Origin of the sequence: Bacillus sp. JAS24-2 (assembly GCF_008274905.1) — a bacterium.
GTDB classification, from domain to species: Bacteria; Bacillota; Bacilli; order Bacillales; family Bacillaceae_G; genus Bacillus_A; species Bacillus_A cereus.
In genome coordinates this window covers 1,241,058-1,254,388 of record NZ_CP031068.1, presented here as the reverse complement: position 1 = coordinate 1,254,388, position 13,331 = coordinate 1,241,058, and the positions used below count along the sequence as shown (strand labels likewise).

The window sequence follows — 13,331 nt, the reverse complement described above, 5'->3', positions numbered from 1 at the left end:
TTACTAAAGGAGCGTATTACTCATGCTAGAACAAGGACTAGATTATGTTGTCAAACTGGCTAAAAGCAAAAAGAAAATACTAGATACAAACCCAATGCAATATTTCATTCGTGCTGCACTTGCTGGTATTTATATCGGTTTTATTATTGTACTATGTTTTAAATTAGGTAACTTTTTTCACATTGCAGATTCACCAGCAACTTATTTAGCCGCTTCTATGTTTTTCGGGATTGCTCTCGTACTTATTATATATGGCGGTGCTGAATTGTTTACTGGGAACACAATGTACTTTACTGTCGCAACTTTAAGAAAAGAAACAACGATTTCTGATACACTTCGTAACTGGGTTGCTTGTTATGCAGGTAACTTAGCCGGCGCATTATTCTTTGCCTTACTATTTTACGCAACTGGAATTTTTGAAGCAATTGATCACGGTCACTTAATGAGTAAAGTCGTTGAAGGAAAGATGAATACACCTACGATGCAGTTATTCTTTAAAGCCATTTTATGTAACTGGCTCGTATGTCTTGCTTGCTTCTTACCTTCTCAGGTTAAAGGTGACACAGCAAAAATAATGGTCATGATGCTACTTGTTTTCACATTCTTCTTATCTGGTTACGAACATAGTATTGCAAACTTATCACTCTTTGCTTTATCTTTAGTTTCACCGCATCCTGAGACAATTTCTTTTTCAGGTGCTATTCATAACTTAATTCCTGTTACAATTGGTAACATTATTGGCGGATCAGTATTTGTCGGTATGGTATACCACTACTTAACAAAGAAAACGCCTGAAGTTCAACAGGAAGAAACTGAAATCGCAACAGCTCAACAAGAAGAGATTATTCCTTTACAAGCCCATATGAAACATTAAAAACTCCAAAGTTTTACTTTGGAGTTTTTAGCTTCCCACGTATTTAATAACAAGGTGAGGAGTAATTTCTCCTTCTTCCTTTCCCTTATCCATTCTCTGTTTCATCTTGTGCATACCGATGACATCATTCGTATGAAAGTGAATTTCATTTACATATAACCCCTCTGTACAAAAAGCTTCTACAAAATCTAGTCCATTTTTCGCTCCCCATCCCATATTAAAATCAAGAGAAAGAATATTCACATCATAATCCCGAACCATTTGCAAAGCACATTCTACTGTAGTTGCGGGCACATACCCGAACGGGCAACTTCTTTGATCATCCATATATACGTTCATTTTCGATTCCCTCTCTAATTTGAATATGCGGCCAATACATAACATATTGCCCCGAGACTAATAAAAGGACCAAATGGAATTGGCTTTCGTACTTCTATACGTTTTAATCCGATACCAATCCCGAAAAAACAAAGACTAAAACAAGATGCTAAAAATAAAACGATAAAAACTCCTTTCACTCCTACTATAAATCCAAGTAACGAAAGTAGTTTTATATCTCCTCCGCCAAGCCCTTCTGGATATATCTTTTGCATGCAATATAACAAAATAAATATAACACCACTACCAGCTATACTATCTGTCCAAGTAACTAATTGTACAAAAACACTTTCGAGAATGAGTAAAAAGGCAAACGAAATTAAAATACAATCAGGAATTAACATATATAAGTAATCTGTAACTGAAATAATAAGAAGTAGCGAAAAACGGGATAAAATAATAATAAGCTCTCGTTCTATTCCAATCATATACACTGTAAGAAGAAATATACCTCCTGTTATACATTCAAATGCTACATACATAATTGGAATTTTCCTCTTACAATTCGTACAACAGCCTCTTTGTATATAAAATGAAATGATGGGGATTAGTTCTTTTGTCCTTAGCACATATTTGCAATAATCACAATGTGAACGCGGGGTAATAATAGAAGCACCTAATGGAACCCTCATCGCAACTAGCATAAAAAAAGAACCAAACACCATCCCTGCTAACAGTGCATATAAATAAGTGAACATCCCTTCCTCTCCTTTCCAAAAAAACATAGCAAAAAAAGGAGAGAACTTCTACTTCATATTATCCTTTATTCTACTAAAAAGCAGGCCATTTCCTGGCCTGCTTTCCCCTCTTTTATACGATGAAATAAACTGCTTTTAATGGTCCATGTACTCCGACAACAAGATTCATCTCGATGTCAGCCGAGTTACTTGGCCCTGTAATAAAGTTAATACAAGATGCCGCTGTCTCCCCATTTTCTACGCGTGAGTTCATATCCTGAACTGCTTGTGTAATACGAGGCACAAGTGTTTCACGTGGAATAATAGCAAAATATACAGTCGGTAAAAAGTGTAAAGAACGCCCTTGACCTTTATGACTTTGTACAACAATTGTACCAGATTCAGCTAATGTATAATCACTAAATGCAATACCAATATTCGCTTTTTCAGCTAAACGCATATTTTCGTCTTTTCTCTCTGGATCCCATACATTTACTTCAACATCTCGTTTTGGAAGTTCTTCTTTAAATAAAGATGTTAAACCATATGCATCAAAACGCGCATCTGCTGATAATAAAATAGGTCCCCCGCCGTTTTCCATGATTACTTTTTGAAGGTCTTCACCTAAACGGTCGTTTGTCGTTTCTACTACAGTTGTATGAATGTTTGTACATTGCTCTTTAAACACTTCTAGTAATTCTTCTTGTGAATAATCTTTTAACGTTTCTATATTCACATTACTTTTCCATACTGGACGCTCTACACCTTCTGTTTTACGCGCGCGCCCAAGTTCTTTTGCAATGTTATCTAGAAAGGCATCACGGTTTTGAATTAATCCTGTCATTATTTATCCCCGCCTTTCTTATGATCTTTATACCAATCACGGAATCGTTCTTTACTTGGAGCTGGGAATTCACGAATATCCGTCCAGTTTTTAAGTGGTCCAACACCTTTTGATACACGATTACCAGATGTAAATGGACTCATTGCCGCTGGTGCCATTTTTGAACCCATTTTATATAAAGCAGCTGAAGAAGCACCCATACTAAACATTTTCATAGCCAGTTTTTCTGCAAGTGGTGCACGACCTTCTTGCTCAACGATGACTTGACGATGTTTTAATAATAAATCATGCAATGGAATTTTTACTGGACAAGCTTCTGTACATGCTCCGCATAAACTAGATGCATAAGGAAGCTCTTTGTAATCATCATATCCACCTAGAAGCGGTGTTAATACCGCACCGATTGGTCCTGAGTAAATCGATCCATATGAATGTCCACCAACGTGACGATATACAGGACATACATTAACACAAGCAGCGCAACGAATACATTGTAATACTGAACGGAATTCAGATCCAAGAATTTGAGAGCGACCATTATCAACAACAACTAAATGAAATTCTTCAGGTCCATCAACTTCTTCTTCTTGAATTGGCCCCGCTACTGTTACATAACTTGTTAATTTTTGACCTACTGCACTACGACATAGTAAACCAACTAAAACATCTAATTCTTCCATTGTCGGAACCATACGTTCCATACCCATTACCGCTATTTGTGTTTTAGGAATTGACATAACAAGATCTGCATTACCTTCATTCGTTACTAAACAAAGAGAGCCAGTATTTGCAACAGCAAAGTTACAACCAGTTACACCAATTTCTGCATCCATAAATTTCTCACGAAGTTGTTTACGAACAAACTTTGTCATTTCATACGGGTCATCAGAATTTTCATAGCCTAGCTTTTCTTTAAATACATCGCGAATTTGCGTTCTATTTTTATGAAGTGCAGGTGCAATAATATGTGAAGGTGGATCGTTATCTACTTGCAAGATATATTCTCCTAAGTCACTCTCTAACACTTCACAGCCAATCTCTTCAAGCGCATGGTTCATACTGATTTCTTCTGTTACCATCGACTTTGATTTTACTATCTTTTTTGCCTGCTTCTTTTTTGCAACGTCTTGAATATACTTTGCTGCTTCCTCTTTCGTTTTCGCAAAGTACACGTGTCCGCCTCTTTTTGATACATTTTCACTTAACTGCATTAAGTAATAATCAAGATTTTCTAACGTATGTTGACGAATTTGTTCACCTAGTTCACGCCACTCTTCCCAGTTTCCTAGTTCATCTGCGGCTTTTAAGCGATTCGTATATAAACGCGTTTGTGCAGAAGATACTGCTCCGCGCATAAACGAATCTTGAATTCCATCACCAACGCGATCATTAAATTTTTTCTCACTGATTTTCATAGACATAGCTTATGTTCCCCCTTCATGAGCGACTATTCAGTACCTCAGCAATATGCATTACTTTTACTTCTTTTCCTAAACGCTCAATACGTCCGCCAATGTTTAACAAACACCCACAATCTGCACCGATTAAATAATCTGCACCTGTTTCCATTACACTATCTACTTTTTCGTCTACCATTTGCTCAGAAATTGGAGTCATCTTAACTGAAAACGTTCCCCCAAACCCGCAACAATTTTGCACGTTTGGCAAATCTCTCACAGTTAATCCTTTTACATTTGATAATAAAATTCCTGGTGCTTCTTTTATTCCAAGCATACGTGTCATATGACATGATTTATGAATAGTAGCGACCCCTGGTAAACTTGCACCAACATCAGTAACCTTTAAAACATCCACAATAAACTGTGTAAATTCATAAGTTTTATCAGCAACTTTTTGTGCACGTTTAGCCCACTTTGGATCATCTTTGAAAACATGTGGATACTCATGAAACATTGTCGCACAAGAACCAGATGGCGTAACAATATATTCTGCATCTTCGAAAGTTTCAATCATATGTTTCATTGCTTCTTTTGCTGCTTCTACATGGCCGCTATTATAAGCAGGCTGACCACAACAAACTTGCGCTTCTGGAAATTCAATTTCACAACCTAAACGCTCCAACACTTCAACCGTTGCTTTGCCGACATTTGTTTCAAACATATCGACTAAACAAGTAACAAATAAAGTAACTTTCATAACTATTACTCCCCCTTTTTACAACTTCACCAACAAATATATGGTCATCAGATGACTTAGCAGAGAAGAAATAGGCTCAACCATGGCCTATCCTCTCCCTCTTCTAAAGAAAACGCTTACTTAATCTTTCTCTATTTTATCAGAAAATTAAATTTTTAAAAGATTAAATTACGAATTTATATCGTTTTTACCTGTGACAATATTTTCTACATTTGTTAAGTGATCTAGCATTGCTTGCTGCGCTAATTCTACATCTTGTTTTAACACCGCATCATATATAACTTGATGCTCTTCTATAAGTCGTTCTGATGTCGTTTGTTCACCATATAAAATAATGCGTCTTGATTCACCAATCGTTTCAGCAATCATCTCTGAAACATGATTCATGAGTTCAAGCAAAATGCTATTATGCGAAGACTCTGCAATTCCCATATGAAATTGAAAATCGGCTTTTTCGCCAGCCTTTTCATCTCCAATGCTCTTTGCCATTTCATCTAACCAATGTTTCATATTTTGTAAATTATCTTCCGTACGTTTTGCCGCCGCTACTCGAACTGCCCCCACTTCAAGCACCTTTCGTACTTCTAATAAATTCAAAATATCTTCTTTCTTCATTAATAATCTATTGTTTAATGATTTCGTTAATGAAGACGAATCGAAGTTCTTCACATATGTACCTTCTCCTTGTTTCATCTCAATTAAGCCCATCGCTCTTAGCGCACTTAGCGCTTCACGAACAGCAGATCTGCCAACTTGAAACTGCTCAGCTAATTGATGCACAGGAAGTAGTTTGTCACCAGGTTTTAACGTACCATTTTTAATCATTGTTAAAATAGCTTCAGATACTTCTTCGTAAATTTTTTTCGGTTTAATAGATTTGTACTCCAGTTAAATCACCTCAGTATCTTCCAAACAACAATTGAAACGATTTATAAGAACTTTGCATCATAACTATTTTAGACCGAATTGATAAGAAGTACAAATGTTTTGTTCATAAAATAGTCAAATTTTCGATATTTATTACATATTAATTTATATTTTTACGTATAAAGTGAAACTTTAATCAGTGAGGGTTTTGTTCATCCCCCACTGATTATTAGCCCTCACCAATCGGGCTTTTACGGGCAGCAGTGCCTCCACCTAACTTCTTTGCTTCTGCTGAATTTTGAGGTGAGGGTCTTACTGACCGGCGAATAGCGGGATAAATATTTTCTTCAATATAAAGAACATGCCCTAAAAATTAGAACATGCCCCCCTCATCCTGTACATTCAGTTTAATAATAACCGTTGTTCCCTTATCTTTTTCACTTTCAATTTTCCACTGTCCACCATGTATATGAACAATTTGTTTCACAATAGCAAGGCCTAAACCTGTTCCACCATGTTGACGACTTCTCGCTTTATCAACTCTGTAAAAGCGTTCCCCAAGATTCTCCAAATGCTCTATATCAATGCCAATTCCTGTATCTTTTATTTTTAATTCACAGTAATCATCGATTTGCTCTAAAGTTATAACGATATTTCCTTTTTGATTTGTATATCGTATCGCATTATCTAACACATTATGAAGCACTTGTTGCATACGATCCTCATCAATCATGACAATGACCTCTGGATTTAAATTGGTTGAAATATGAATTTCCTTTTCTATAAACTTAATCTCATACGTATCTAATACGTCTTCAATCAGCTGTGAAAAAACGATAGGTTGCTTCTTTAACGGAAAGTGCTCACCTTCTAATTGTGCTAAGTCTAACAAGTCATGAACGAGACGCTGCATACGACCTGCTTCTTTATGAATTAGCTGAGTTACTTTTTCCTGCTGAGCTCCCTTTGCAACACCATCTAAAATAGCCTCGCTATACCCTTTTATATAACTAAGTGGTGTTCTAAGTTCATGCGAAACATTTGCTAAAAATTCCTTACGCTTTACATCTTCTGTTTCTAATGAATTTGCCATTTTATTAAATGCTTTTCCTAATCGTCCAATTTCATCCTCTGAAGAAACTGTAATCCGCTCCGAAAAATCTCCCGTAGCCAAATGATTTGCAACCCGCTCCATTTGCGAAAGTGGCTTCGTAATTGCAATTATAATTTTTCTTCCAACCCATATCGTAATTAAAATCATAGCAATTGCTAACGGTGCTAAAATAAGACCCATATCATAGATTAAATCTTTTATACTTTTTAAAGGAATATACGAATAGACAATTCCGACTAATTTTTTATTTTCCAATACAGGAATGACAACCCCCATAATATTACGGTCAAAATGTTCTTCATATCCTATTTTTGTCACAGTTTTCCCATCTAATAGCGTTTGCCTATCTCCTTCACTTATAAGAGAATGATGATGCACATCAAAAGGCAAACATGCGCTTAAATCACGCGGATTAGATACGAAAATAACGTCTGAACTAGATATTTGATCAAACGATCTTACTTTCTCTTCAAAAGTTGATATTCCTTCACGCTTATCATATTGAGCAGCAAGACTTTTCCCTTCCATTACTAACGAAGTTTTTAAATTATCAACGTATAACTTTTCATACGAGTATAAAGATACGAAATAAAGAAAGGACACTGTTACACATACTGCACATACTACTGTAAGCCAAAGTTTTTGTACCATCGTAAACATATGTTACACCTCAAATTTATAGCCTACACCCCAAACAGTTTGAATGTAGTTTCCACTTTCTCCAAGCTTCAAGCGCATCGTTTTCACGTGCGTATCTACTGTTCTTGTACTTCCGGCATAATCATATCCCCATACCTTTTCAAGTAATTGCTCCCGGCTAAATACTTGTCCTGTATGCTGACAAAGAAAATATAGTAAATCAAACTCTTTTACAGTAAGAGAAATCGACTCACCATTCGCCTCAATTCGTCTGCTTTTTTCATTGATAAGAATTGGTCCAAATTGAATCTCTTCTTGCTGTTCTTGCTTTGTATATCTTCTTAGTACAGCTTCCATACGGGCAACCAATTCACCAGGACTAAACGGTTTTACAATATAATCATCTGCTCCCATACGTAAGCCATTCACCCTATTCCACTCTTCACCTTTTGCGGTTAAAAATATAATCGGCACATCTGACGTTTTTCTAATTTCTTTACAAACTGAAAGTCCATCCATTTCTGGCATCATTATATCTAATACAACGAAATCATAATGATTCGTTTCTAGTTTTTTAAGAGCCTCTTTTCCGTTTTCAGCTTCTCCCCACTCATATCCAAAGTTATCCAAATACATTCCAACAAGCTGCCTCATATCACTTTCATCATCTACAACTAGCACTCTATATTTATTCATTGTCCTTCCCTTCCCTCTCTATGAGTTGAAACGGTCCTTTTCCGACTTTAATTGTTTGTTTTATTTTCATACTCTTCATATCCATAACACACACTTCATCACTATCATAACTTGCTACATATCCTTCTGCTCCGCTTTTCAAAAATGCAAATGGATTTGAGCCTATTTCAACGGAAGCTACCTCTTTATACGTACTAGTATCAAATTTTCTAAGCATATTCGAACCGTGGCTTAATGCATATACGTACTTATTATCTTTCGTTATGTTCACAGGCATAAATGGAGCGTGTAAAGAACGTACCATTTCACCGCTCTGTAAAGAATACACTAATACTTTCTCATTCACTTGATTTCCATCACCATGCCCGCCAATCCATATTTCTTTCCCATCAGGACTAATCGTCGCTCCTGTTGATGCTGGCGGAATCATAAAGGATTGAACAACTTCTTTTTTCTTCGTATCAATTGTCGTTAGTTTCGTATCATAAAAGTTTAGTACAGATAACCGATTCTGATACTCTACCATCGTTATAGGTCCTTTTCCTGTTGAAACATTTCCTGTCTCTTTCCCATTTATCGTAAAGAACCTTACCTTTTGAACATTTTGATCAGCAGCAAATAATTGTTTTTTATCTGCTGATACGACCACATTTACAATGCCCTTTCCAGTTTTATATTTTTCCACTTGCCTTCCTTCCGCTAGTGAATATACATACATATATTCTAATTGCTTACCGTATACAAGTATTTCATCGCCATTTGGAAGCAGTGTGATTCCGGCCATTGGCTCATTTAGTTCCCATGTCGTAATTAACTTTTTATCTTTTTTATCAATAAAACTAATACTGCCTTCTTTTATATTCGTAGTTATAATAACATTTTTATCTTTAGCAATTGGTGTATATGAACTTCCTTGACACCCTACTAATAGAAATAAAAAACAGAGAAGAAAAACATACTTTCTCAAAAGATTCCCTCCATCTTCAGATGATTTCGTTATAATTGTAAAATAACAAATAAATGTGTGGAAAGTGTGAAATTCCCCTTTCTTACTCAATTTACATATATAATGTACAACAAATAGAATTTGAGGTGTGTCAATTATGCTATTTCCTGATTTAGCGAATAAAATTGTACGAGAAGTACGCAGACTAATTACAGAAAATATAATTATCATTAATATAGAAGGCGTTATTATCGCAAGTACAGATACAGAAAGAATTGGCCAATTTCATGAAGGTGCACTCCGCTGCGCTAAACAAAAGAAAACCGTCATCATTACAAAAGAAGATGAAAGGCGATTGCAAGGTGTAAAGGCTGGGATGAATCTTCCTCTATTATTTCATGATGAAGTAATTGGTGTCATTGGGATTACCGGAGAACCTGAAAATATTTCACGCTACGGAGAAATATTGCGTAAGATGACCGAATTATTAATTCATGAAAACTACTTTTTAGAGCAATTAGAACTTGAGCACCGTTCTTATGAAGCTTTTGTCTTTGATTGGCTTCAAAATACAGAGTGGTCCCCGAGTTTTCTTGATCGTGCCAAAACACTTGGCATTGATTTATATAAGAAAAAACAACTTGTTTTGTTTTCTATTGGCAAAAATGACACAATGCTCCAGCGTAAAATATGGCAACATGTACGAAATATTTTAACAAAAGAGCATCTATTTGTTCGCTGGGGAAATGATCGTTTTATTTTATTTACAGCGATGAGCTCCAAAGAACAAACTTATCAGTTTTTAAAACGGTTAAAACAAGACTGCGAAGCTTTATTTTCTATTCCTTTATATATCGGGATTGGGCAAACAGTTACCCCAAACAATATGAACATATGTTACGAACAAGCATTACGTGCTCTTTCTGTATCATTGGAAACGAAAAAAATTGTATTTAATGAAGATTTACGTTTAGAAATGTGTTTACAAGATATTTCTGCCGAAACGCGTGAACAATTTCTAGAGCGTACCATCGAAAGCTTACTATCATCTCCTGAGCTTATGCACACTTTACGCTTATTTATCGATTATAACCAATCTTATAAACAGACAGCTAAACAATTACATATACACATTAACACCTTACATTATAGGCTAAAAAAGATTGAAGAACATACAGGACTTGATCCAAAACAATTCAAAGACTTAAACGTTTTATACTTCGCACTCCTCCTATTAGATAATCATACAAAAAAGAACGATAAAACAGATTAATCTTTAGATGATTATACATAGAAAGAATCCCTCGACTTTTTTATCATTATAATGAAAGCACTGTTACCACGTTGTTTATTATAACTAAACACGTTAACAGTTTGAGGGGGATTTCCAATGTTAGAAAAACAAATTATTCATTCATTCGTATCTATTGTTGGCGAAGATAATGTAGATACATCCAATATGGGGCGTTTAACTTATAGTTATGATGCCACTCCAAACTTCCAAGCAATGCCTGATGCAGTCATTGCTCCTCGTAATACAAATGAAGTAGCTGAAGTGTTAAAAGTATGTAACACTCACAAAATTCCTGTGTATGTGCGCGGGTCTGGAACAAATCTTTGCGCAGGAACATGTCCACTTGAAGGCGGTATCGTCCTTATTTTCCGCCATATGAACAATATTTTAGAAATTGATGAAGAAAACTTAACAATTACTGTACAAGCTGGTGTCATTACACTTGATATTATTAAAGCGGTAGAAGAAAAAGGTTTATTTTATCCACCAGATCCAAGCTCGATGAAAATTTCTACAATCGGCGGTAATATTAATGAAAACTCAGGTGGATTACGCGGTTTGAAATATGGCGTAACACGTGATTATGTAATGGGGCTTGAACTTGTCTTACCAAATGGTGATATTATTCGCACTGGTGGTAAATTAGCAAAAGATGTAGCTGGTTACGATTTAACTCGTTTATTTATCGGTTCTGAAGGAACACTTGGCGTGGTAACAGAAGCCATATTAAAACTTGTTCCTATGCCTGAAACAAAGAAAACAATGCTTGCATTATATGAAGATATTAATGAAGCTGCACGTGCTGTTTCTTCTATTATTGCAAATAAAATCATTCCAGCAACACTGGAGTTTTTAGACCAACCGACAATTGAAGTAGTAGAAGAGTTTGCACAAATCGGTTTACCTACAGATGTAAAAGCAATTTTATTAATCGAACAAGACGGTCCACCCGAAGTAGTCAATCGAGATATTGAAAAAATGGCTAACGTTTGTCACTCTATGAATGCAGTTGATGTTCGCGTTGCAAAAGATGAGACGGAAGCAGATGCGCTTCGTACCGCTCGCCGTAGTGCCCTATCAGCGCTCGCACGATTAAAACCTACTACAATATTAGAAGATGCAACTGTACCACGTTCACAAATAGCTCCAATGGTTGAAGCTATTAATACCATTGCAAAAAAATATAATATTCCTATTTGTACGTTTGGACACGCTGGTGATGGTAACTTACATCCAACTTGTATGACAGACGCTCGTAATGCAGAAGAAATGCACCGAGCTGAACAAGCTTTTGCTGAAATATTTGCGAAAGCAATTGAACTTGGTGGCACAATTACTGGTGAACATGGTGTTGGTGCGATGAAAGCTCCATATTTAGAAATGAAATTAGGTAAGGAAGGTATTGCAGCTATGCAAGGAATAAAGCAAGCTTTCGATCCAAATAACATTATGAATCCTGGAAAAATGTTCGCGAAAGACACCCGAAAAAGAGTGGTGGTTGAGCGATGACGACATTGAATAAAGAAAATATTCAAAAAGAATTTAAAGAACGATTAAGTGAAGATGAATTACTAAACTGTATGCGATGCGGTTTTTGTTTACCTACTTGTCCTACCTACATTCAATCCGGATATAAAGAGTCACATTCACCGCGCGGACGTATCGCATTAATGAAAGCTGTCGTTGATGGTTTAATCGAACCAGATGAAGATGTTGAGAATACATTAAACGTTTGTCTTGGTTGCCGTGCTTGTGAGCCTGTTTGTCCATCTGGTGTAAATTATGGGCATTTATTAGAAGAAGCTCGTGATATTATTAATCAAAATAAAAAATTCTCGGTGCCAGTGAAAGCTGTTCGAAAAGTCGTTTTTGAAGGATTATTCCCCCATCAAAATCGAATGAGAACATTAACTGGACTAATCGGATTTTATCAACGTTCTGGTTTACAAACGCTAACACATAAAACAGGGATTATGAAGTTATTCCCCGAAACACTTGCAACGATGGATCTCGTTTTACCAAAAGTCCCTAAAATGAAAGCGATGAAAGATCGTCCTTCATTTTTACCTGCAGAAAGTACAAAGAAAAAACAAGTTGCATTCTTCACAGGCTGCTTAATGGATACGATGTTTTTAGAAACAAATAACGCAACGATGAAACTTCTTCAATTAGCTGGTTGTGATATCGTTATTCCGAAAACACAAAGTTGCTGCGGTGCATTGCATGGACATGCTGGTGAAAAGAGTGGAGCAAAAGAATTAGCAAAGCGCAATATAAAAGCATTCGAAGACTTAAACATCGACTATATTATTACGAATGCTGGTGGTTGCGGAGCTTACCTCGTAGACTATGATTATCTTTTAAAGGATGATCCGGATTGGGCTGAACGTGCTAAGCAGTTTGTTTCTAAGATTAAAGATATTACTGCTATACTAGTAGAACTAGACTTCCATAAGCGAACTGACTTACGACTCACGCCGCAAGTTATTACGTATCAAGACTCTTGTCATTTACGCAATGTTATGCGCACATCTTCTGAACCTCGTATGTTACTAGAGGCTATCCAAGGTGCAACATATCGAGAAATGAAAGATGCCGATCGTTGCTGTGGCTCTGCTGGTATTTACAATATTGTTCATTCAGAGTTATCAATGGAATTTCTAGATTACAAAATGGACCGTGTGCATGAAACAGAAGCAGCAACCATTGTTACTGCAAATCCAGGTTGTTTATTACAAATGAAATTGGGTATTGAGCGAGAAGGGCTTTCTCATAAGATAAGAGGAATTCACATTGTGGATTTATTATTAGAAGCAATTGAAACTAACTCGTAATAACTCGTAAC

General features: G+C 36.1%; 13 protein-coding genes. 4 read left to right on the top strand and 9 right to left on the bottom strand.

Annotation, left to right across the window (positions count from 1 at the left end):
* Nucleotides 1-22 precede the first annotated feature (22 nt).
* Nucleotides 23-874, top strand: coding sequence for a formate/nitrite transporter family protein (locus DN407_RS06485; RefSeq protein WP_000893027.1), 852 nt, complete (start codon nucleotides 23-25; stop codon nucleotides 872-874).
* Nucleotides 875-901: 27 nt separating this feature from the next.
* Here the strand turns inward: DN407_RS06485 and DN407_RS06480 are convergent, their stop codons facing one another.
* The 9 genes from DN407_RS06480 to DN407_RS06440 form a co-directional block, all read right to left on the bottom strand.
* Nucleotides 902-1,213: a cyclic-phosphate processing receiver domain-containing protein gene (locus DN407_RS06480; protein ID WP_001103760.1), complete on the bottom strand. Its 312-nt coding sequence runs from the start codon at nucleotides 1,211-1,213 to the stop codon at nucleotides 902-904.
* 14 nt (nucleotides 1,214-1,227) lie between these two features.
* Nucleotides 1,228-1,950 carry a prepilin peptidase gene (locus DN407_RS06475; RefSeq protein WP_149216123.1) on the bottom strand — a complete coding sequence of 241 codons (723 nt, stop codon included), beginning with the start codon at nucleotides 1,948-1,950 and terminating at the stop codon, nucleotides 1,228-1,230.
* A 112-nt stretch (nucleotides 1,951-2,062) separates the two neighbouring features.
* Nucleotides 2,063-2,773, bottom strand: a complete 711-nt coding sequence (locus DN407_RS06470; protein WP_000147183.1) for a LutC/YkgG family protein — start codon at nucleotides 2,771-2,773, stop codon at nucleotides 2,063-2,065.
* A complete protein-coding gene (locus DN407_RS06465; RefSeq protein WP_000061922.1) occupies nucleotides 2,773-4,194 on the bottom strand; it encodes a LutB/LldF family L-lactate oxidation iron-sulfur protein in 1,422 nt (473 codons plus the stop codon). Before DN407_RS06465 ends, DN407_RS06470 begins: the two co-directional genes overlap by 1 nt.
* Before the next feature lie 16 nt (nucleotides 4,195-4,210).
* Nucleotides 4,211-4,930, bottom strand: coding sequence for a (Fe-S)-binding protein (locus tag DN407_RS06460; RefSeq protein WP_000869150.1), 720 nt, complete (start codon nucleotides 4,928-4,930; stop codon nucleotides 4,211-4,213).
* A gap of 168 nt (nucleotides 4,931-5,098) precedes the next feature.
* Nucleotides 5,099-5,788 (bottom strand): FadR/GntR family transcriptional regulator, encoded by a 690-nt coding sequence (locus DN407_RS06455; protein WP_254905699.1) that lies wholly within the window; start codon nucleotides 5,786-5,788, stop codon nucleotides 5,099-5,101.
* A 382-nt stretch (nucleotides 5,789-6,170) separates the two neighbouring features.
* The gene (locus tag DN407_RS06450) at nucleotides 6,171-7,571 is read right to left on the bottom strand and encodes a sensor histidine kinase (RefSeq protein WP_000494818.1); all 1,401 of its coding nucleotides are present in this window, start codon (nucleotides 7,569-7,571) and stop codon (nucleotides 6,171-6,173) included.
* A 3-nt stretch (nucleotides 7,572-7,574) separates the two neighbouring features.
* Complete coding sequence (locus DN407_RS06445; RefSeq protein WP_001046405.1) at nucleotides 7,575-8,246, bottom strand: response regulator transcription factor; 672 nt, start codon at nucleotides 8,244-8,246, stop codon at nucleotides 7,575-7,577.
* On the bottom strand, nucleotides 8,239-9,213 hold the full coding sequence (locus tag DN407_RS06440) for a YncE family protein (RefSeq protein WP_001234147.1): 975 nt from the start codon (nucleotides 9,211-9,213) through the stop codon (nucleotides 8,239-8,241). Before DN407_RS06440 ends, DN407_RS06445 begins: the two co-directional genes overlap by 8 nt.
* A gap of 127 nt (nucleotides 9,214-9,340) precedes the next feature.
* Between DN407_RS06440 and DN407_RS06435 the strand changes: the two genes are divergently transcribed.
* The 3 genes from DN407_RS06435 to DN407_RS06425 all read left to right on the top strand — a co-directional run bounded on the left by DN407_RS06435 (nucleotide 9,341) and on the right by DN407_RS06425 (nucleotide 13,320).
* A complete protein-coding gene (locus DN407_RS06435; RefSeq protein WP_001999325.1) occupies nucleotides 9,341-10,465 on the top strand; it encodes a CdaR family transcriptional regulator in 1,125 nt (374 codons plus the stop codon).
* Nucleotides 10,466-10,582: 117 nt separating this feature from the next.
* The gene (glcD, locus tag DN407_RS06430; protein WP_000890754.1) at nucleotides 10,583-11,995 is read left to right on the top strand and encodes a glycolate oxidase subunit GlcD; all 1,413 of its coding nucleotides are present in this window, start codon (nucleotides 10,583-10,585) and stop codon (nucleotides 11,993-11,995) included.
* A complete protein-coding gene (locus DN407_RS06425) occupies nucleotides 11,992-13,320 on the top strand; it encodes a (Fe-S)-binding protein (RefSeq protein ID WP_000209648.1) in 1,329 nt (442 codons plus the stop codon). Before glcD ends, DN407_RS06425 begins: the two co-directional genes overlap by 4 nt.
* The last annotated feature ends 11 nt before the right edge of the window (nucleotides 13,321-13,331 follow it).

What these genes read in the sequence shown, in the direction of transcription:
- DN407_RS06485 (WP_000893027.1), top strand. Translation starts at nt 23, where the DNA reads ATGCTAGAACAAGGACTAGATTATGTTGTCAAACTGGCTAAAAGCAAA.
- DN407_RS06480 (WP_001103760.1), bottom strand. Translation starts at nt 1,213, where the DNA reads ATGAACGTATATATGGATGATCAAAGAAGTTGCCCGTTCGGGTATGTG.
- DN407_RS06475 (WP_149216123.1), bottom strand. Translation starts at nt 1,950, where the DNA reads ATGTTCACTTATTTATATGCACTGTTAGCAGGGATGGTGTTTGGTTCT.
- DN407_RS06470 (WP_000147183.1), bottom strand. Translation starts at nt 2,773, where the DNA reads ATGACAGGATTAATTCAAAACCGTGATGCCTTTCTAGATAACATTGCA.
- DN407_RS06465 (WP_000061922.1), bottom strand. Translation starts at nt 4,194, where the DNA reads ATGTCTATGAAAATCAGTGAGAAAAAATTTAATGATCGCGTTGGTGAT.
- DN407_RS06460 (WP_000869150.1), bottom strand. Translation starts at nt 4,930, where the DNA reads ATGAAAGTTACTTTATTTGTTACTTGTTTAGTCGATATGTTTGAAACA.
- DN407_RS06450 (WP_000494818.1), bottom strand. Translation starts at nt 7,571, where the DNA reads ATGTTTACGATGGTACAAAAACTTTGGCTTACAGTAGTATGTGCAGTA.
- DN407_RS06445 (WP_001046405.1), bottom strand. Translation starts at nt 8,246, where the DNA reads ATGAATAAATATAGAGTGCTAGTTGTAGATGATGAAAGTGATATGAGG.
- glcD (WP_000890754.1), top strand. Translation starts at nt 10,583, where the DNA reads ATGTTAGAAAAACAAATTATTCATTCATTCGTATCTATTGTTGGCGAA.
- DN407_RS06425 (WP_000209648.1), top strand. Translation starts at nt 11,992, where the DNA reads ATGACGACATTGAATAAAGAAAATATTCAAAAAGAATTTAAAGAACGA.